The following is a 19,261-nucleotide window of genomic DNA, read 5'->3' on the forward strand; positions in this document are numbered from 1 at the left end:
CACGGAGGGGCTCCGGTAATGAGCCGCAGACCCTAGCGCGTCACCCCGCGCGCGTCATGGTGCACGATCCACCTTGCGTGCCTTCACATAGGTCATGGCAACATCCTTGATCTGGACATTGGCTGTGCACAGCGAGGCGAGCATATTGAGCTTTGTTGTCTGCGCGAGTTCGGGCTGATCACCGATCTTCTGCCCGAGATGGGCGAGCCGGTGCGCGAGCTCGATCAACTCATCCCCGATGACGTCGGAGGAGAGGTCGCGACCGCGATGTTCGGTGGGGCGCGGAAACCGGATGACAGTCATGGGAATCGCTTGGCTCGACGCTGACGAAGCGGATAGAACAGCCGAAGGTAACCTAACGTCAACAGAACAGGTTGGGCTACAACTGCGAATTCGCCATAGGCGCCTTACGTGGCAGGTCAGCCGGTGATGGCACCGTCGCTCATAAACAGTGCGCCCAGCACGTTGCCGTCCCGCCAGACACGCTTGCAGACGCGGCGAGAGGCACCGCCAGGTGCCAGATGCAGGACGAACTGCTCGGGGATGTCGGTGCCTGGCGCCACCTGAAGCTTGGCTCCGGTGGCCGAGACATCATGAATCTGACAGGGGATCAGGCTGCCATCCAGGACATTTTCGATCGTGGCGCGATAGCGAACGCTTCGGCGCGCTGTGCGGCGATTGTCTGATGGCGTTGCCATTGGCGTCGTGGCACTCCAGAATCCGGATCCATTTCAGTTAAGCGACAATGACTTTGTATGAGCAAGACTTGATGCAAATGGTAGCACAGCCATTTGTGCATGATGCCTGACGGGGCGATCGAAATGTCGGTAAAATCAGCCTGCCCGAGGCCAGATCAGGTGCCACCTTACGTAGGTGCACAACCTTAAGCCGATCTCAATATTTGTCTGTGTAAATGCCGATCTGAACCAAGGACGGGCTCGGGGGCATCGTGTTGAAGTGGTTGCGTAGCGTTTTTGCGGTGCCAGGCGACGACCCCGATCTGCTGCAGGCGCAGGTGCAGGCCCTCAGCACCCGAATCCCCCTGATGTACGGACTGGTGGCGATCAACACGGCCGCCGTGTCATGGACGCATCTGCATGTCGCGCCGGCATTCCTCACGCTCTATCTGCCTGGGTTGATGATTCTTGCGACCTTCGTCCGCGCGGTGCAGTGGGACCGCCGTCGGCGGTTGGCCTTTGATCCCGTCGCGGCCGCGGCCATGATGCGCGGCGTGATGATCGTTGCGCCTGCGCTGGGCCTGGTCTTCCCGATATGGGCTCTGTCCCTGATGCCCTATGGCGATGCCCAGATGCAGAGCCAGATCGCGATCTACCTGTCGGTCACGCTCATCGCGTGCAGCCTGTGCCTCATGCACCTGAAGACCGCGCCGGGAATTCTGCTCGCCATGGTCATCGTGCCGTTCATCATGGTGTTCAGTCAGACCGGCAATCGCGTCGACACGGCCGTCGCGCTGAACATTCTGCTGGTCGGAGTGCTGATTCTTTTCCTGCTCCGCCGCAACTACGACGACTTCGTGAGCATGATCGTCCAGCGTCGCGTGCTGGTCGACAAGCAGGCTGAGACCCAGATGCTCAGCGACGAAAACTTCATGAATGCCAACATCGATATGCTGACGGGCCTGCCGAACCGGCGCTACTTCTTCGCCGAGCTGGGGCAGAAGATGGCGACGGCGCGGCGCGACGGCTCGACGCTGGCGGTCGGGGTGGTCGACCTCGATGGCTTCAAGCCGATCAATGACATCTATGGCCATGCCACCGGTGACGATCTGCTCGCCCTTGTCGGCCAGCGACTGGCTGACGTCTCCACGCGGTCCATATTCCTCGCGCGTCTTGGCGGTGATGAGTTTGGCATGATCGTCGAGCACTACGCCGACAATGCCGAGTTGGCCGGTATCGGTGAAACAGTGGCGGTGGCGCTGCGCGCGCCGTTCGATTTCCAGATGATGACGGTGCAGCTTGGCGCATCCGTGGGCTTTGCGTCGTTCCCCGAAGCCGCAGAAACCGCCGAAGACCTGTTCGAGCGCGCGGACTACGCGCTGTACCATGCCAAGCAGCACAACAAGGGCGGTGTGGTCCTGTTCGCTGCCGAACACGAGACCGCCATCCACGAGGCGAGCCACGTGGTGCAGGCGCTTCGGGCCGCCAATCTGCAGGAAGAATTGTGGGTTGCCTACCAGCCGATTGTCGATGTCGACACCGGCATGACCTACGCCATGGAGGCGCTCGCGCGCTGGAACAACTGCTCGCTGGGCCCCGTCTCGCCGGCTGTCTTCATCCCGTCGGCGGAGCGCTCAGGCATGATGAGCCAGTTGACGCCGGTCCTGCTGCGCAAGGCGCTGGCAGACGCATGCGACTGGCCTGGCGACGTTCGGTTGTCGTTCAACCTTTCGGTCTTCGACATCTGCTCACCGGCTTCGATCCTCGGTGTTCTGGCCATCGTGCGCGAGAGCGGATTCCCACCCTCGCGGTTGGATTTCGAGGTGACCGAGACGGCCGTCATGCTCGATTTCGATCAGGCGCGCGATGGTCTCAATGCCCTCAAGGCGCTGGGCGCGCGCATCTCGCTCGACGATTTCGGCACCGGCTATTCGAGTTTGAGCTGTGTCCGCCAGTTGCCGCTCGACAAGATCAAGGTCGACAGAAGCTTCGTCATCGAGCTTGAAAACGACCCCGCTGGCCGGCAGGTCGTGCGCACTATTGTCGACCTCTGCCGAAATCTCGACTTCGACTGCGTTGTGGAAGGCGTGGAGACCGAAGCGCAGAAGGCCATCCTGCGCGAGCAGGGATGCCGCCTGATGCAGGGCTATTTCTTTTCGAAGCCGATCCCGTCAGCCGGCGTCGCAGATCATTTCACCCGGCACGGCCCTCACTCCATCGCGCCTCGGGCCATGGCCAGCTGAGTCATCAACCGGAAATGCGCTCGATCTGGGCGCCGCAAGCAGCGAGCTTGGCCTCCAGGTTCTCGAACCCGCGGTCCAGATGATAGACGCGGTTCACCAGCGTCTCTCCCTGGGCGGCAAGCGCTGCGATGACCAGCGAGACAGAGGCGCGCAGATCGGTCGCCATGACCGGCGCGCCCTTCAGCACATCGACGCCCTCGATTGTCGCCGTCTGCCCGTCCAGGTGGATATGGGCGCCAAGGCGCGCCAGTTCCTGGACATGCATGAAGCGGTTCTCGAAGATGGTCTCGGTGATCCGCGACGTGCCTTGGGCGCGGGTCATCAGGCCCATCAGCTGGGCCTGGAGATCTGTCGGGAAGCCGGGGAAGGGCGCCGTCGTCACGGTGACGGGTGAAATGCCGGCGCCGTTGCGCTTGATCCGGATACCCGCATTGGTCGCGCTGATCTCGGCACCCGCCTGGGTCAGGACATCGAGCGCCGCCTGCATCAGTTCGGGCCGCGCGCCTTCCAGCAGGACATCGCCGCCGGTCATGGCCACGCACATCGCATAGGTGCCCGCCTCGATGCGGTCGGCCACCACGGCATGGTGCGTGCCCTTCAGGCGGGTGACGCCGGTCACTTCCAGTGTATCGGTCCCAAGCCCCTTGATCCGGGCGCCCATCTTGATCAGGCATTCCGCGAGATCGGTCACTTCCGGCTCACGTGCGGCATTGCGAATGACGGTTGTGCCGTCCGCAAGCGTTGCCGCCATCAGCGCCACATGGGTCCCGCCGACCGTGACCTTGCCGAAATCGATCTCGGCGCCCTTGAGGCCGTTCGGTGCCTCGCACACCGCATAGCCGGCATCGATCTCGATCTTGGCGCCGAGGCGCTCCAGCGCCATCAGCAAGAGATCGACCGGGCGCGTGCCGATGGCACAGCCGCCGGGAAGCGACACCTTGGCGCGGCCCATGCGGGCGACCAGCGGCGCGATCACCCAGAAGCTCGCGCGCATGGTCGAGACCAGCTCGTAGGGCGCCGTCGTATCGACGATGGAGCGCGCCGCCAGGCGAACCGTCTGGCCCATCAGAACGTCGTCTCCCGAGCGCTTGCCGGCAATGGTCACGTCGACGCCGTGATTGCCGAGAATCCGCGCAAGATTCGAGACATCGGACAGCCGCGGCACATTGGTCAGCGTCAGTTCGTCCTCGGTGAGCAGCGAGGCGATCATCAGCGGCAGCGCGGCGTTCTTCGCACCCGAGATCGGGATCGTGCCGTTGAGTTCACGGCCGCCAGTGATACGGATGCGATCCATGTCGAGCCTCCAGTGCGTGTGCCGGCGCGGGGACGGCGACCGTCATCCGCGCAAGCAGGGGACAGCAGTACCGCCGGCCCGCCGACGTCGATCTACCTGACCAATCCCGGCGAAACAAGGAACGACCTGTGGCCGCATCCTGTCCCGGCTGATCGCAAGGCTAGCCACGGTCCTCGTCAGGCGCCTGGGCCCGTGCGCGCTGCTGCGCCTTGCGTCGCTTCAGGTTGGCCTTGAGCTGGGCAGCCAGCCGTTCGCTTCGTGTCTGGCGGAGGCTGTCAGGCGGCGCAGCGGCAGATAGGGCTGGCTGGACGGTACCGGCACCGGGCAGGACAACGCCTGCCGGGCGGATGTCTTCGTCAGGCTCCGGCGACACTGCTGCCGGGCCATCCGAGCCGGACGATTCGTGAGTCATGACCCCAAAATGCACCCAGACGGGAATGCGCGGCAAGATTGTTTGCAACGACCGGGGATCACGCCGGACCTGTAGCGCATGCCAATGCATTGCAGCGGGCCACAAGTTCTGGCCCGCAGGCCTTGCATCCGCCGATCCTGTGTGGCAGGGAAGCGTCCCGATCACAGGCAGGGCGTTTTGCCCGGCCTTCGCTGGTCACGCTGCGGTAGCTCAGTGGTAGAGCACTCCATTGGTAATGGAGAGGTCGACAGTTCAATCCTGTCTCGCAGCACCAGTCTTTCCCTTTGAAATGATTGAAGTCTCTTGATCCAAGGGCGTTTTCGGGCATCTTGCCGTTACAAGACTCGTTACAAACTTGGCAATGATGACAACCAAAATCAGAAATCTTCTCGATCGCGACGGTCGGTATTTTGCGCGTCGCGTCGTGCCGGTTCACCTGCGCGAGCTTCTCGGACGTGAGTTGAGAACGCCTCTGGGAGGCGAGCGAGCGATCGCTATTCGGCGTCTTCACGGGGCGCTCGCCGACTTTGAACATCAGATTGAAGACGCTGAAGCGCAGGTGCTTGATCGCCGGAAGAAGGCGCCGCGCAGGATCGTAAGGCCGCGTTCGCCAGAACAGGTCGCTAGGGAGCAATATGAGGCGCTGTTGGCGCTGGACGACGATTATCGAAACCGTGGGCCGGACTATGCGAACAGTGAACTCAACCACGGTCGAATAGAGATCTTGCGAAAGATCGCCGCGGGGCGCGCGACGAATGTCGAGATGGGAGCAGCCCTTAGCCACTGGGTTGAAGTGCTGCGTCAGAATAGTGAGCTCCCGGGAGCGTTTGGGAGCACAGAGTGGCGGAACGCCATGAGGCTATGGGCTCGAGCTGAGATTGATCTTCTCGCCCGGGTCCAGGATCGGGACGAAGGCACTTTGGATGACAAGGGTGTCCCGGACTTCCTAGCCCCGAAGTCATCTGAGGCGGCGAACCAGCCGGCGGAAGTGTCAATACGTGGCCTGTTCGCTGCCTACGTCGAGCAGAGCCAGAAGGCGGGTAAAGGGCAAGTTGCCGCGAGACTGTGGGCACCTGTCGTCGAAAAGTTCGTACGCTTCATCGAACATGACAATGCGAACCTTGTCGAACGAAAGGATGTGCTGCGCTGGCGCGATCACCTCCTTCAGTCCCTAAGCTCCAAGACAACCAAGGACGTCTACCTCGGTGCTCTGCGTGCCATATATCGTTGGGCGGAGGACAACGAACTCGTCGACCGAAATCCGGTGACAAACATCAAGGTGACTCTAGCGCGGCAAGTCCTCGGCCGCGAGAGGGGCTACAATGATCAGGAGGCGACGGCGGTATTGCGCGCCGCCTGGAACTACCAGCCTCGCAGCACTGTCGAGGAGGGAGGGCGCGAGCTTGCCCAAACCAGCGCTGCGAGACGTTGGGCCCCGCTTCTCTGCGCGTATACCGGCGCGCGGATCACCGAGATCACGCAGCTCCGGAAGCAGGACATTGTCGATGGAGAAATCCCCTACATCAGGATCACACCCGACGCTGGCTCTACTAAGACCGCTCGCTACCTCGACGTTCCGATCCACAGCCACTTAGTCGAGATCGGGTTCATGGAGTTCGTCGCAGAGCTCCCGGATGGGCCGCTCTTCTATCGCGACAATAGCCGTACGGGTACGACGCACCCCTCGAAAATGGTTGCCGGTAAGATCTCGAGTTGGGTCAGGTCGCTTGGACGCCTCGACAAGCGCGTCCAGCCAAGTCATGGCTGGCGTCATCGGCTGAAGACGGTCGGGCGGGAGATTGGCGTGGCCCCTCGCGTCCTTGATGCCCTTCAAGGGCATGCAGCCCGCACCGCAGGCGATGGCTACGGGGACATTTCGCTCAAGGCAAAAAAGAGCGCGATCGAACTCTTCCCTCGCTTCGTGATCGAGGACGAGCAAGCCTAGGCGGGCATGCGGCCCCCTTGATCGCGCCGCATCGTCAAAAAATTCCGTAGCCTCGAATGACGACGAAGTCCTAGAAATGTGCCTGACTGATCAGAGGGATGAAGCGGGTCTCCCGAGCGAGACTGTCATCATCCTTACCCCATCTAGATGCCTTCAGGCGAGCTTTGGCGTCGTTACCTGTCTCGAGAACGCTATAAGCTGAAGGGAGCGTCTGACCTCTGCGCGCTCGAAAGGAGATCAGATGACACAACCCATTGCTTCGCATTCATCGACTGAGCGTATGCCGCTCCTGGCGCTATTGCGAGCCCATGTTGCTGACGTGGAGGCCGGACGATACGTCTCGCAGGCCGCGGATCAGCCCAGCCCTCTGGAGAGCGGGTTACAGGCGTATGCTGACGAGCTCGAAAAGAAGCGGCTAGCTGCTGAAACTGCCATTGACGAGCCCTCAGTGTTCGAGAAGCGCGTCCGACATCGTGTCGACAAGCTGGGGGCGCAGCGCATGGCCGCTATCGCGACAGCGGAGGCGTCGTCAATCTCCCCGTGCGGAGACCAAACTGAGTGCAGGCCGATCGCAATTGCCCCCCAAGCGTCCGAAGCAATTGATGGCGAAGTACCAAGCGCTCCTGCTGCGAACCAGCTGATCTTGCTTAGGATCGCGGAATGGCGTGTCCGCGCGGAGGCTATCCGGGCTGAGAGTCGAAGAATTGACCGTCTGAAGGTGCTCAAATCGTGGGATACTGGAGAGTTCAGTACACCAGGTGAGCGCGAAGCGGCGCGTAACCGTGCAAAGCAAGCCGCATATCGTCATAGACAGAAAGCGCATAGCCAGACGCCACTGGACGAAATGACAGAAGACACAGGCAGCCACGCCACGGATGCACCCATAGAATTCGCGCCCGGTGCCCGTGACGCGGCAGAGCACCGAATTACCGCATGGATCGCTCGAGACACTCCCCAAAGTCGCCAGGTGCGCCCTGAAGCCGTTCCAAATATCGCCGCCGCATTGCTTGTCTGGCTTGACGCCTGTGATGAGCTCGATCGAGAGCCATCCCAAGCCGACTTTGCTCGTCGGATCTTCAGAGCGACAGGGCAAGGTTGTACGAGGCGGCAGGCGCAGAACCACATCCGGCGGGTTCGTTCAATCCTCCATGCCGAAGGCTTCGACCGCACGTCCGCGGGCATCCTGACTGGGATGGTAGCTTCATCCCAGAATGTGGAAGGCTAGCAACAAACTTCACTTCATCGCCGGGAGGCTGGTGCAGCGATTCGTTACCGTTTCTCTATATAGAGTATATTAGAAAGAGAGTAGTTAAAAGAAGTGCGCCGGTAACGCCGCTCCGAACCAACCTGTAAGCAATACCCCCGGCTCCGTGCTGAAGAAGCTGAGCCAAGGAATTACTTCCCGGATCTCGATTGCCTTGTAGTCGTTGTATCCGGATCGACGATTTTAAGGGCCAAGGAGGGCAAAATGGGTGCCGGGCGCACCCCCCTTGTCGGAAAGATGCGCCGTGCCAGCCAGCGAGCTCCCTGGCCGCTTCTAGAGTGCATCTATTTCCGACACTTCCATCCCGCGGCCAGCTAACACGAAGTCCTAGAGTACCGTCGGCTTGCCCACCAGGGTGCAGCCCGTGCCCGGGCTGATGGCAATTCATCCTTACCCCGGCAGTCTGACTCACCTTTAAAGGTTAGTCTCCGGCAGCGTGATGGTTAGTCGCCATGATCAGCCATCCGTTCAAATCCGGGCGACTATCGTTTGTGAACGCCCCGCCGAGTGCGAAAAGGTTAGTCTAAGGTGTGTGTATGGTAAGTGCGAAATCCATTTTTCGCCAAGAGACGCCCACAAAACCTGCGTTCTTGCTTCGCTCAGGCGCATTTGCTCTCGGCCTAACGAGGTAGAAATGACCGTGCCCGATCCAAGCCGAGACCTTCGGTGTTCAAGGCTAGCGCGCCTCAGGCAAACGCAGTCCCGGCTACGACCAATTCATATCCTGGTCCATCGGCTATCCGAGATGTCGATCCACTGGGGAAGCGAGCCTCGCAATGCCGAGAGATGTGCACCGTGCAACGCTCCGCGACTACCGAACGCACCAGGCGGTCCGCTGGCTACCCGGCAATGACGCTTGATCCCAGCGTGTTCGGACGTGGATGTCCGCCACCGCCTTACCCCGCATGAGCTTGACGAGGCTCAACCACCTCCCACCTACCCTGCTGCGCTCTCGTTCAGACCCAGGATCACCTCGACAAGCATCTTGGCCTGTTGGGCCATAGGTCGTTCGACTACCCCACCAAATCCTTCAGCACTCTCGCCTTAAGCAGCTTGTCACGTGAAGTGTAGCGCGGTCCTTGCATCGCTCCGGGCTTGGCATCAGCGAAGGGGATGGGCTTGGCGAGCGAAGTTGCGGGGGCCTTGAACACCAGCCGGAACTTCCCGGTGTCGCCATAGGGCTCGATCCGCTCCACCTCTGCGATGTGGGTTATGGCCGCGACCGGAAGCGTCTGGTAGCCAGCGATCCATTTGATGCGCGGCAGCATACCGCCTGAGATGCGAATGGAATGCCAGCAGTTCTCACCAAGGAAAACGCGGCGAAAGCCCTCTTCATTCGCAGGAACAATGATCGTGTCCTTGTCAGTCTGAGAGCCGCCGAGCGCTGCCACTTCCTGGACGGTCTTGGCTGGAAGAATTGCCCTAGCCTTCTCAAAAGCATGAACGCCCACCAAAGGCATGATCTGGAGCATCTGCTTGAGGAAGGCGTTGGTGTCGGCCTTGTCGCCCTCTCCCAGCGCCGGTTCGTTGGGTCGCTGTCCGTTCTGCACCACAGCCCGGTTCGCGGCGTCGGCCTGCTTGATCAGCGCCCATTCCAGCCATGTGATGTGACCACGGTTCAGGTCGTTATTGCTCGAGACGAACACCAGGACAAAGTTCCAGAATTCCTTTTGTTCCGCATGGGTGTCGATCCGGCCGCGCACGCCGTCCGCCTGTCCGATGTAGATGATCGGCTGGTCGTCATCGCCGTAGCCAACGAGGATGTAGACGCCAGCCCGCTCGAACTCAGAACGGCTCTTCACCGCGTTCCACCTGTCGCGCGGGATCACAAGGCCTTTGCCGGTCCAGTTCAGCCGGTCAACGATGCGCACTCCCTCAGGATCGCCATCAGGAACGAAGATGCGGATGGTGAAGGGCTCAGTCATGCAGCTCAACCATAGTCCGCGTGCTGAAGGCCGGAGCGCTAGGCGCGTTACGGCGGCAGATGTCATCCTGCCAATTTCTTGGCCGTAAGCTGCGATAGCGAGCGCACAAGAGGGTGCGGGACAGGCCCACACCATCCCTGCGGATGTCACAGTCCGGTCTGTCCAAGCAGGCCAAGGCGGTGCGCATCATGGTCGCCGCCAGACGCTCCATAGAATGCTGCGCTACTATCGCCCTGCCGAGAGTCCCGTTCATCCGGTAAAGCGCATCGTTCTTGGTGTTCGTCATGCGAGAGGCGAAGCGCGAGAATGCGTCGTTGTCCTCATACAGCCTGATCCGCACTTCAGGGGTGTAGTTCCCATAGAAGAGCGTGTTGGTGACAAAGGAGGAGTTAAACACGATGGTAGAAACGCATCGGAAAACCGCAGCGACGTGTTGCGCCAAGCCGCCACCTAACGAATGCCCAGTCGTGATGAAGGCAATTGGCTTGCCTCGTGCAGCCCTAATGCCTTCTGCCACGACTTCAGGGAATTCGTTCCTTGCCGCCCGGTATTGGTCATAGGGATTGAACCACTGAGTGAACCATGACGCGTTCGCAATGCCATCTGCGTTAAGCCAACCGTCGGTGCCTCTGTATGCCACCAAGACAACAAGGCGGGCGGCCTCGTTCCGATGATAAACGTCGTACGATAATCCCGGCACACCGCCGACGCCCTTGCGGACTAAGCGCCAGCCCGTAACCCCCGGATCGCCCGATAGCCGGCTCAGGTTCGGGTCGTTGTCAGCAATTGCAAACGGACGCTTCTCCTTGCCTGGCTCGGTTGGCTCGTAGGCGTCGTAGCTCGCAGCCGCGTAGATTGCATATGTATTGGCGACGCGCTCTCGGTCATAGTTCCAGCCCCCGGGGTCGTAAGTTCTATCTATCGCCTCCAATGGGGTCGGCGCACAGGAGAAGTCGCTCTGCGCTGCCGCTCGATCGGACAAGGCTGCAAGGCCCGTGATCGCCGCTAAGATGGAAAGTCTCTTGAACAACTTCATGTCAGCCTCCCAAGACAATCACGTCGACTATGCCGCCATCATCGCGATTTCGCTGGCATACTACCGCGCTCCCTGGGGGCATGGATAACTGCCCTCCCGCTATGGTCAACCCCGGAATGCTCGGCCAGTCCGGGAAGGGCGACGCGGTGCGACGGATAACTGTTAGGGCAGGTTTCGCAGTCAGCCCCAAGATAGCTGTTAATGTCGTGGTCAAGCCCGCTACCAGAGTGCGTATGGCCCGCGGGCTTATGCTCCCGTTGTTAAACCGAGGATAATTGGGAGATCAGGTCCTGCATGGCTAACGCTCACTTGAGCAGTTGTTGACGAAGGTCTTGGATCGCGCTTGTGCCGTTTTGCGGCCGTGGAGAGGTGGCAGAGTGGTTGAATGCACCGCACTGCGAAATGCAGAAGACGGGTGTAACTCGCCGCGACGATCAACCGCCTCACTTCTTGTTACCTCCAATGAGTACGCTTCCTCGACGCGCCCGGCGCGGGCTTCGGCAGCCTGTTCAAAATTGCCGGCGCGACCCTACCTCGGGACAAGGCCGCGGTACCGGAAAACGTGCCTCCGCCCCTAGTGGGCAACGTGAATGCCCACTTGTGAGACGGGCCTCAACGCACTCGCCTTGCGCGCCGGATTACTATCGCAGAAGTCGCGAATTGGGGTGGTCAGACTGGATAAGCGCTCTGGCGCTCGTCGACGGCAATTGCATACCGGTCATTTCAAAAACGGACGGAGTAAGCTGCCAGGGTCATGGGGAACCTCACTTTGGCGCCCGATTGCTGCGCCGCAATACGAACTCCAGCGACTACAATTCCCTAAGGTCATTCACACAGCCACAATCGATCAGGCTAGCCTTGAACCGAAGAACGCACAAATATTTACGAAATGCGCAATTCCTCACTGTCCGGCCGAGTTTGCTTTTCCTAGAATAACGCGTCGACTGCGAATCGAACCCCGACACCGCTTTCTCAACGGAGATGCAGAATGCATTGGACTGACATTGCCTGGGCAGCGATAGGTGGCGCCTTAACATTGCTCGGTCGAAATGCATTGACTGCCGCATTCACCGACGTTGCACGACGCATAAGCCTTTCCATGTGGGGTATCCGAATGTTCGATCAATATATCGGAAAATATCTAATACATCCGATTTGGAGCGGCCAATGGGACGTCACATGGTTTGTCAATAGCGCCTCGTTCGAAGAGAGCAATACCCACACAAGCACGATATATCGCTGCTTTAACACTATTGCGATCGAGAGCACCGGCACCACACCAGCCGGACTGAAGCTACGTTATGGTTTTATCGGTCGCTTGAGCCGAGATAAGACTATTGTATCTGGCATCTGGTTCGACAGTCGCGGCAATGACGGGGGTTATCATGGTGTTTATCAGCTTAGGATGCCTGGCGCGGGACACGCTGCGACAGGTTTGTGGGTCGGATTCTCGGATACCACTGACGCTATAAATTCGGGGAAACTCGTATGGACTAAATTATAGAACGCGCTCTGCGATAACATGGTCTTATGTTGAAATAACTCAAATGCCCCTCGTCGCAATGCGCGCCGCATGCATGGGCTTAAGTCGGATGATTTGTTTGCCCTATCCATGATGCGCATGCGCTATCGGCTCGGGGGGGGTGTAACCATAATTGCGGGAGTTGCCATCCTTGCGACTCCATATATCTATTGAACAAGGCTGCAGCTGGAATAGTCGCTCATTTCTGGAAATCACGACATGCCCAAATATCCGCCCCACCCTCACGCCTTGACAACACAGGCATTCGAAAATGTCCTAAATTGCCGATACACGCCCAGACGCAAAAAGCTTGCGTACCTCGCAATGATAAATTCGTGTGGCTCAGACACCAATAGTGCCGCAGCGGCTCATGACAAGGAACGAAAAGGCGAGCTTCGCAAGGGGCCGCCTCCGGACAAATTAATGCCTGACGAGGGGCTTGGAGTGATCATATCGGAGTTCACTTTCATCGCCAAGACTGCACAAGAGTTCAGTATGGCGCCTTCGGAGTTCCGCCGGAAGGTTGACGCATGGCTCCGCTATACTGAGAAGCGATCCGCAGGCAAGCCAGTCACAGAAACTGAGCGTCTGGCAGCGATGACGATTCAAAGCTCAAAAGTCCCAGCGCGACAGGATGGCGAAATTTGGCTCTTCCGAAATCCAGGCCGGGGGCGAGATGCATTCTCTGGCGTTCTAGACGATTGGCTCGGAATGAGACTCGGCATCCAGTTAATACCAGGCGAAGTGCGGCTGGCCTTTTGCTTCCGCAGCCAGCATGTCACCAACCCGTCTGTGCCTCGCTTCCTTGACGCCACATGGAGCACGTTGCCCTTTTGGGACTGGCGGGGTAAAACTCGTCCGCTTGTCGGTTGTCCGAGCGGTAAGGGCGGGTTTGAGGAGATAGTGGCAGATCCACCCGAACTTCGGTTCTTGGATCGCCCGGTCGAACGGATAACTCTCAAGTCCCCCTAAGGGCGCGCGTCGTGGCAGAGTTGGAACAATTGGGCGCCAATGATCACACTGAGATTCGTATGCGCCTCCGAGAGATAATTTCCGACCATGTTGCCGGAAAGTTCGATGCATTCCAAAGAACCGAACTCGAGCTTCTGGCATCCGGAATGAGGAGCTCCGACGATGAGCGCTTGCGGACAGAGAGCCTCCTTTGTCGGCTTTTGGATGAGGGAGTTCCGGACGACAAACATTGGTGGGACGCGATAGCTCTCCTAATAGATTACGGTGGTATACATTCATCTAGCGTATTTGAGAAGCTGGAACAGATGGTGTGGATGCCACAGTCCTGTGGCGTGCATTGCAGAGCGGTAATCTACGGAATTCTTGCGTCTGGGGGGAAGCCACCGACGAGTTGGGCGCTATCAAACGATCTAGAATTTCGTCAGAAACACCCTTTAGAATGGATAGATTTGATTGTTCCAATGCTGCCGGATGTCTTTGATAGGCAGCAGGTAATTTTGGAGGAGATCGCGGCGGGAACTTTTTCTGTGAGGCAATTGGAAACCCGGCTGGATAAAATTCGGTTGGCGGGAGGCTCCCATTTGGGAGAGTGGCTTGAGCAAATTGGACTGACCGTCCCAGTTAGCCAGCGAAAGCGCTTCTGGGCAATTGCAAATAGCGCGTTCGGCCCCGATCGATCAAAGCTTGCCCGGCGCCCAGGCCATCGGCCGTTGGCAACTCGCACTAGGCCAGGCAATTCCGGGCGCGGCAGTCTTGCTGCAAAAAGCATTCAGAATAGCCCCGCGCTAGCAAACAACATTAAATTCATCCAAGCCGGCGGCCTCTCAGATCGCCGTAATCGTGCACGAGAACTGGTATGATGCAGAGCACCTCGTCGCGCCAGTTTCTTCTCGCGAGACCATTCAAAGCGGCATCGCAAGACATACTCGCGGGGTGGTGGTCAGCAGTACAGTTGTTCTGCGAGGAGCCAGCTGAAGTGTGGCTATCCGAGCCATTCGGTTGGCGCGTCAGCGGGTGCTTCACTGCTCTTGGGAAAAACGCAACCCAATTCGACCCACATCTCACTGCTGGGTATTTCGATAGCCTGCGCACAGTTAGAGCAAGAGGGAGTGAGACGACGTCGCGCCGGCCCGCGTTTACGCGACCTTACGCGTTGTTGCTGGAGCATTTTCGCGCTTCTCAGGTGAGAAGCTCCCTCATTGTCTCCCCGCCCAGCTCGAATAATGATAAACGAAATCGCTCGAAGCAGTATCTGTTTTCGCCATTGTATTTGATGCGGCAGTTACTCACATCACCGGAATATCTCGCCAGCGATGGCTATGCACATGTTGTCGTTCGCTCTGAGATATTTTCGAGCGCATATGATTTCTATGTCCATCTCAATAGGACAAAGCGGAAAGTCGCCAAATTGGCGCCAGTGGACGCCATCAAAGAGTTCATATCGTTTGATAATATTGCAAATTCGCTCCAGAAGGCGGAGTCTTATCATAGAAAGGGTGATACGTTTTATCCGGCGACTCCGACGGACTTCATCGTAGGGCATTTGTTGGCGTCACGGGGCCTCGCTGTGCTCGCTTTTGCGCCGGAACAAGGAAGCTACACGCCAGAGAGGCGACACGAGAGGCCGTTGATTGGACGCGATACGTTTCTGGCGCAGAGGGAGCTGTCCAGCCAGGCGTCGGTTTACGAGTTTCGGATTGTTGATCAAGTGAGCCGGCTGCCGTCGCCCTCAGAGCTTATAAACGAACTGGACGGGTTTCCGCTTCCGCTCCCTGGGGCCGATGTGATTTTCGCGCGTGGGATCAGAACCACAACTAATCGAGGGGTTGTCGGCCGCATCTCGGGCGCATCGGGAGCTGGAAAGACCAGCGTGGCCTTATCAATAGGCGCCGCGCTCGCGCCGATGGGCACCACGACAATTTACCTGTCGTGTGAGGAGGATCCAGTCGATCTCAAGAAGCGTGTGTTGACCTTGACGCCTCCATTTGTGTCGCGAATGTCCACCTTTCCAAGGCATATAAACGAGTGGTTTCACGGCGAAAAGATTGAGAATGATAATCCGGCAGAGGAATTTGCGGATGTCGAAGATGTCATTGATGCGATAATATCGAAGTACGCGTCGGCTAACGTATCATTGTCGGAATTGTCTCCCGGACTCGTTCCCCTCTATGTCGTCTTCGACGGCATTCATGAGCTTATCGACAAGAGACTGGACGACAAGTCATCCGGGCTACGCCACTTGGTCGATAGGTTCCGAGAGCTTGGTGCGTTTGTTGTTATTCTGAGCGCAGATATCGATGAGCCGGCCCTTCGTGAACTTGATTATGCAGTGGATTTTGTCGTTCGATTGGAGGTTGATACGCCGAGAGACGCGGCGGAAGAGCCGTTACGCAGGTTCGTTCTCGAGAAAACGCGCTTACAGTACTCGAGAACTGGAGCACACCTGCTGCATATTTCCCGGAGAGATGGCGTTAAGCTGTATCCTCAGCTCGCAGCACAACTCGATCGGTATACTCATCTTGAATGGAAGGCGCAGAATAAGTCGCGGTACTACGATTTTTTACAAACAGGAGTTCGACGGCTCAGGCCTGGCACAGAAGAGCTTGAGGCGCGACCTCTCGCGCGAATTTATGAGCGTTCGCAGATATTGCTGAGTGGTCGCGGTAGTACTGGCAAAGCGGGATTTGCACTCAAGCTTCTTATGAAGCCCTTGATAGGTAGCGATTCATTCGAGCCATCGTTATTTGCAGGTGCGCGCGCTGATTCTGGCGATTTTGAGGATCCGGCGCGCGCTTTGGTAGTTTCGTTTCTTTACAATGAATCATATTACCGGGAGTTGCAGACCGTGATCGAACGGTCATTTGGGGCAGATTCACACATGGGGAAGCCGCCCAGAGCTTTCCGGTGCGATGTTATTCCGCTTTATCCGGGATACCTGTCTCCAGAAGTTCTCATCGCGAAAATTATTGCTCAAGTGGAATCACGCGCACTTGATGGAACGCCGTTTACCGGAATCGTCATCGATGGTTTGCACAATGTGTTTTTGCAATTCCCCCGGCTTCAGGACACATTTATGCTTTGGCCGCTTCTGTTTGAGTTCTGCCGGGTGCTCGGCGTTACTCTTATAACGACCCACACGCAGTTTGAAGTGCGTGGAATGGACTCCGCGTTTCAGTTTCGCGGAGACGTCGAGACAGCTATGCATCGAGTAGGGCCACTGTTGCAGGCGCTGGTTAATGCTGCTGATTTTTATATCGACATATCTGCCCCGGAGCGGCCGGACGAGCGCGTTGGTCGCAATCAGATCCGCATCATCTCCGCCCTCGGGCAGGACGCTCGATCGTTGGAGTACTTTTGGAATCGCGAGCACTCGATCGTGGAGCTAGTTCTTTGAGGTATCACTCTATGGGCGCTCACCAATTGCTATGTTGAGGGCTACCTGCATACTGGCGTTCGATTACGGGTTTGGTCATAGTTTGTGACAGTCACGTTTGAAGAGTGGATAGGCGGCCGGAATATTGTGAGCTTCGGCACAAATGCTGGCGCCGACTCGCTGCCGTTCCAGCGCTGGCGACGGTTCAAGGAGGCGTTCGCCCCCGAGCTCGTGTCATATGCCTTCTCACAAGCTGGAAGGCCAGTCACCAGTTGCTTGGATCCGTTTGGCGGATCTGGCACTACTGCATTGGCTGCACAGTTCCTGGGCGTCCACCCAATTACAGTCGAGGTAAATCCGTATTTGGCGGATCTCATTGAAGCAAAATTAGCTTGCTACGACGTTGATGTCGTTGCAGTGGATTGCGCGGTCGCAATTGGCATTGCAGACGGTTTCGCTAAATGCGCTGAGACTTATGTGGAGTCGCTTCCCCCAACCTTCGTAGAGCCGGGCCTAAACGGGCGTTGGCTTTTCGAGCGCCCAATTGCAATGCGTATCGGCGCGCTGCTGGCGGCTTTCGATACGCTGCCAGATTTGAAGCACCGGCGCCTGCTGCGCGTCCTTCTGGGAGGTATACTTGTTGACCATTCGAACGTCGTTGTCAGCGGCAAGGGGCGGCGGTATCGGCAAGGATGGCGGGCCCGACGCAGTACCGTTGCTGACCTCGATACCGCTTTCGCTGAAACTGTGCGAAGCGCGTTAGCCGATATACAGAGGTTTGGTCGACGGATGACGACTACATCAACTGTTTTGCATGGCGATGCGAGGACGACAATAGCCGGCATAAGCGAAGTTGACATTGTGGTGTGCTCTCCGCCCTATCCAAATTCGTTCGACTACACCGACGTATACAATATAGAATTATGGTGCTTGGGGTATATTGCGAACGCAGAGGACAATCGTGCGTTGCGCTTGAAGACGCTATCGTCGCACGTACAGGTAAGCCGACCATTGATCTCACCACCGACTTCGTCGAAAACACTGTCGGTTATCTTAGAACGGCTTCAATCCAAACGTGATCAGCTGTGGGATAGACGAATACCAGAAATGATAGGGTCATATTTTAGTGACCTAACTCGCGTTTTGACTGAGTGCGCTAAGAAGGTGCGGCCGAACGGCCAGATGTGGGTTGTTGTTGGTGACAGCCAGTATGCGTCTGTTCTAGTGCCTGCCGCGACCATTATTTCCGAGCTTGCTCCGTCGTTCGGATGTTGCACAGTGCGTTACGAGCCCTTCCGATTCATGAGAGCATCGGCGCAGCAGGGTGGACGCCATGATCTGCAAGAGAATCTAATTGTCATTTCAAAAAGATAGATCCGGATGAGCCACTTGGCATTACAGTGTGTATAGTCGTCGTAACTCTCCGTTGGTTCGCTGAGCTGCCGACCTCTGTTGCCCCTGCCCGAAGTGCGGCTTGACGGCCGCTTGAAATTGACAGTTTAATCGTAGCTTCTGATTGCCTCGAATAAGTACACCCCTGCGAGACGACGCTGCGAGACAGCCTGACCGTCTCGTTTGGATTGACACCGATGTTCCGAGAAATGATTGTGCGATGGTCTTGAGCCAAATGAGACACACTCATGACCATGTATGGCTACGCGCGGGTCAGCTCCGTTGACCAAGATCTGTCAATCCAGATCGAGGCCTTGAAGGCCGCAGGGTGTGCCGCTGTGCGCGCCGAGAAGAAGAGCGGCACGAGCACCGACGGTCGGGTTGAGCTGCAGATCATTCTCGATTTCCTGCAGCCCGGCGATATCCTCGCGATCACACGCATTGATCGCCTGGCACGTTCGATAGGCGATCTGCAGGACATCGTTAGAAGCGTCCGCGGCAAGGGAGCCAGCCTGCGAGCCCTTGAACAACCGATCGACACCTCGACGGCAGCAGGAAAGGCATTCTTGGACATGCTAGGGGTGTTTGCTGAGTTCGAGACGAACCTTCGCCGTGAGCGCCAACTTGAAGGGATCGCCAGGGCGAAAGCGGAAGGTGTTTATAAGGGGCGTCGCCCTAGCATTGATCCTGCTGCAGTCAAGGAACTCCGAGCTCGCGGATTGGGCGGCAGCGAGATTGCTAAACAGCTGGGGATCGGGCGCGCATCTGTGTACCGAGTGTTGGGTGCCGCCTAGCACTCCACGGAATCACTTTACTGGTGTTGCGGCGTCGAGGCTCCATCACACCGTGTTTGGCAACGCGCGTTGACCGCCTGCGACGAGGCCGTTGCAGGGCATGTCTCGCATTTTGCGGCCCATCGTGCGACTGCGAGCAGTTAGGGTTCGTCGGGCCCAGGAAAGAAGCTTTCGCCGGGCCGGAAACGGTGCTTGGCAAATAGGTCCGCTATCGCCTCGGTAATGAGCTGCCGCATGGTCCACCCCTTCATGCTGCAGAAGATGCGCACATCTCGTCGGAAATCGCGGCTGACCTTAGTGTTGAAGTCGACAAGCTTGGTACGGGATACAGTCATTCTGGCCTCCAGAAATCGTTAAGTGCTTGTTAATGATTCGTATAAAAGCGTCAATACGTCAATTCTCGTAAGTAATC

The 19,261-nt window shown here is 58.0% G+C and carries 13 protein-coding genes and 1 tRNA gene; 8 read left to right on the top strand and 6 right to left on the bottom strand.

Annotated features, from left to right (window positions below; all coding sequences use genetic code 11):
* Positions 1-54: 54 nt before the first annotated feature.
* Together E8L99_RS07175 and E8L99_RS07180 are read right to left on the bottom strand one after the other, a co-directional pair.
* Entirely contained in the window at positions 55-303 is a 249-nt protein-coding gene (locus E8L99_RS07175; RefSeq protein ID WP_137098898.1) for a hypothetical protein, read from the bottom strand.
* A gap of 116 nt (positions 304-419) precedes the next feature.
* The gene (locus E8L99_RS07180; RefSeq protein WP_137098899.1) at positions 420-698 is read right to left on the bottom strand and encodes a PilZ domain-containing protein; all 279 of its coding nucleotides are present in this window, start codon (positions 696-698) and stop codon (positions 420-422) included.
* Positions 699-961: 263 nt separating this feature from the next.
* Here E8L99_RS07180 and E8L99_RS07185 point away from each other — a divergent pair, with 263 nt between their 5' ends.
* Positions 962-2,920 carry a putative bifunctional diguanylate cyclase/phosphodiesterase gene (locus E8L99_RS07185; protein WP_137098900.1) on the top strand — a complete coding sequence of 653 codons (1,959 nt, stop codon included), beginning with the start codon at positions 962-964 and terminating at the stop codon, positions 2,918-2,920.
* Between the two features lie 4 nt (positions 2,921-2,924).
* Here the strand turns inward: E8L99_RS07185 and murA are convergent, their stop codons facing one another.
* Both murA and E8L99_RS07195 read right to left on the bottom strand, forming a co-directional pair.
* Positions 2,925-4,214, bottom strand: coding sequence for a UDP-N-acetylglucosamine 1-carboxyvinyltransferase (gene murA, locus E8L99_RS07190; RefSeq protein WP_137098901.1), 1,290 nt, complete (start codon positions 4,212-4,214; stop codon positions 2,925-2,927).
* A gap of 160 nt (positions 4,215-4,374) precedes the next feature.
* Entirely contained in the window at positions 4,375-4,626 is a 252-nt protein-coding gene (locus tag E8L99_RS07195; RefSeq protein WP_137098902.1) for a hypothetical protein, read from the bottom strand.
* 199 nt (positions 4,627-4,825) lie between these two features.
* Between E8L99_RS07195 and E8L99_RS07200 the strand changes: the two genes are divergently transcribed.
* The 3 genes from E8L99_RS07200 to E8L99_RS07210 all read left to right on the top strand — a co-directional run bounded on the left by E8L99_RS07200 (position 4,826) and on the right by E8L99_RS07210 (position 7,796).
* Positions 4,826-4,900, top strand: a tRNA-Thr gene (locus E8L99_RS07200).
* Between the two features lie 87 nt (positions 4,901-4,987).
* Complete coding sequence (locus E8L99_RS07205; protein ID WP_137098903.1) at positions 4,988-6,571, top strand: tyrosine-type recombinase/integrase; 1,584 nt, start codon at positions 4,988-4,990, stop codon at positions 6,569-6,571.
* A 241-nt stretch (positions 6,572-6,812) separates the two neighbouring features.
* Positions 6,813-7,796, top strand: a complete 984-nt coding sequence (locus tag E8L99_RS07210; RefSeq protein WP_137098904.1) for a hypothetical protein — start codon at positions 6,813-6,815, stop codon at positions 7,794-7,796.
* 1,052 nt (positions 7,797-8,848) lie between these two features.
* On the opposite strand, the gene E8L99_RS07215 is transcribed toward E8L99_RS07210, so the two are convergent.
* The gene (locus tag E8L99_RS07215; protein WP_137098905.1) at positions 8,849-9,760 is read right to left on the bottom strand and encodes a GIY-YIG nuclease family protein; all 912 of its coding nucleotides are present in this window, start codon (positions 9,758-9,760) and stop codon (positions 8,849-8,851) included.
* Positions 9,753-10,796, bottom strand: a complete 1,044-nt coding sequence (locus tag E8L99_RS07220; RefSeq protein ID WP_137098906.1) for an alpha/beta hydrolase family protein — start codon at positions 10,794-10,796, stop codon at positions 9,753-9,755. The genes E8L99_RS07215 and E8L99_RS07220 overlap by 8 nt, the downstream gene beginning before the upstream one ends.
* A 988-nt stretch (positions 10,797-11,784) precedes the next feature.
* Between E8L99_RS07220 and E8L99_RS07225 the strand changes: the two genes are divergently transcribed.
* From E8L99_RS07225 to E8L99_RS07240, 4 genes are all read left to right on the top strand, one after another.
* Positions 11,785-12,300: a hypothetical protein gene (locus tag E8L99_RS07225; RefSeq protein ID WP_137098907.1), complete on the top strand. Its 516-nt coding sequence runs from the start codon at positions 11,785-11,787 to the stop codon at positions 12,298-12,300.
* A 1,846-nt stretch (positions 12,301-14,146) separates the two neighbouring features.
* A complete protein-coding gene (locus E8L99_RS07230; RefSeq protein ID WP_137098908.1) occupies positions 14,147-16,684 on the top strand; it encodes an RAD55 family ATPase in 2,538 nt (845 codons plus the stop codon).
* 84 nt (positions 16,685-16,768) lie between these two features.
* Complete coding sequence (locus tag E8L99_RS07235; RefSeq protein ID WP_137098909.1) at positions 16,769-18,037, top strand: site-specific DNA-methyltransferase; 1,269 nt, start codon at positions 16,769-16,771, stop codon at positions 18,035-18,037.
* Between the two features lie 266 nt (positions 18,038-18,303).
* The gene (locus E8L99_RS07240) at positions 18,304-18,849 is read left to right on the top strand and encodes a recombinase family protein (RefSeq protein WP_137098910.1); all 546 of its coding nucleotides are present in this window, start codon (positions 18,304-18,306) and stop codon (positions 18,847-18,849) included.
* Positions 18,850-19,261 lie beyond the last annotated feature (412 nt).

Source organism: Phreatobacter aquaticus, assembly GCF_005160265.1.
GTDB classification, from domain to species: domain Bacteria; phylum Pseudomonadota; class Alphaproteobacteria; order Rhizobiales; family Phreatobacteraceae; genus Phreatobacter; species Phreatobacter aquaticus.

Excerpts from the sequence above, each read along its gene's own strand:
- E8L99_RS07175 (WP_137098898.1), bottom strand. The coding sequence starts at position 303 with ATGACTGTCATCCGGTTTCCGCGCCCCACCGAACATCGCGGTCGCGAC.
- E8L99_RS07180 (WP_137098899.1), bottom strand. The coding sequence starts at position 698 with ATGGCAACGCCATCAGACAATCGCCGCACAGCGCGCCGAAGCGTTCGC.
- murA (WP_137098901.1), bottom strand. The coding sequence starts at position 4,214 with ATGGATCGCATCCGTATCACTGGCGGCCGTGAACTCAACGGCACGATC.
- E8L99_RS07195 (WP_137098902.1), bottom strand. The coding sequence starts at position 4,626 with ATGACTCACGAATCGTCCGGCTCGGATGGCCCGGCAGCAGTGTCGCCG.
- E8L99_RS07205 (WP_137098903.1), top strand. The coding sequence starts at position 4,988 with ATGATGACAACCAAAATCAGAAATCTTCTCGATCGCGACGGTCGGTAT.
- E8L99_RS07210 (WP_137098904.1), top strand. The coding sequence starts at position 6,813 with ATGACACAACCCATTGCTTCGCATTCATCGACTGAGCGTATGCCGCTC.
- E8L99_RS07215 (WP_137098905.1), bottom strand. The coding sequence starts at position 9,760 with ATGACTGAGCCCTTCACCATCCGCATCTTCGTTCCTGATGGCGATCCT.
- E8L99_RS07220 (WP_137098906.1), bottom strand. The coding sequence starts at position 10,796 with ATGAAGTTGTTCAAGAGACTTTCCATCTTAGCGGCGATCACGGGCCTT.
- E8L99_RS07225 (WP_137098907.1), top strand. The coding sequence starts at position 11,785 with ATGCATTGGACTGACATTGCCTGGGCAGCGATAGGTGGCGCCTTAACA.
- E8L99_RS07230 (WP_137098908.1), top strand. The coding sequence starts at position 14,147 with ATGATGCAGAGCACCTCGTCGCGCCAGTTTCTTCTCGCGAGACCATTC.
- E8L99_RS07240 (WP_137098910.1), top strand. The coding sequence starts at position 18,304 with ATGACCATGTATGGCTACGCGCGGGTCAGCTCCGTTGACCAAGATCTG.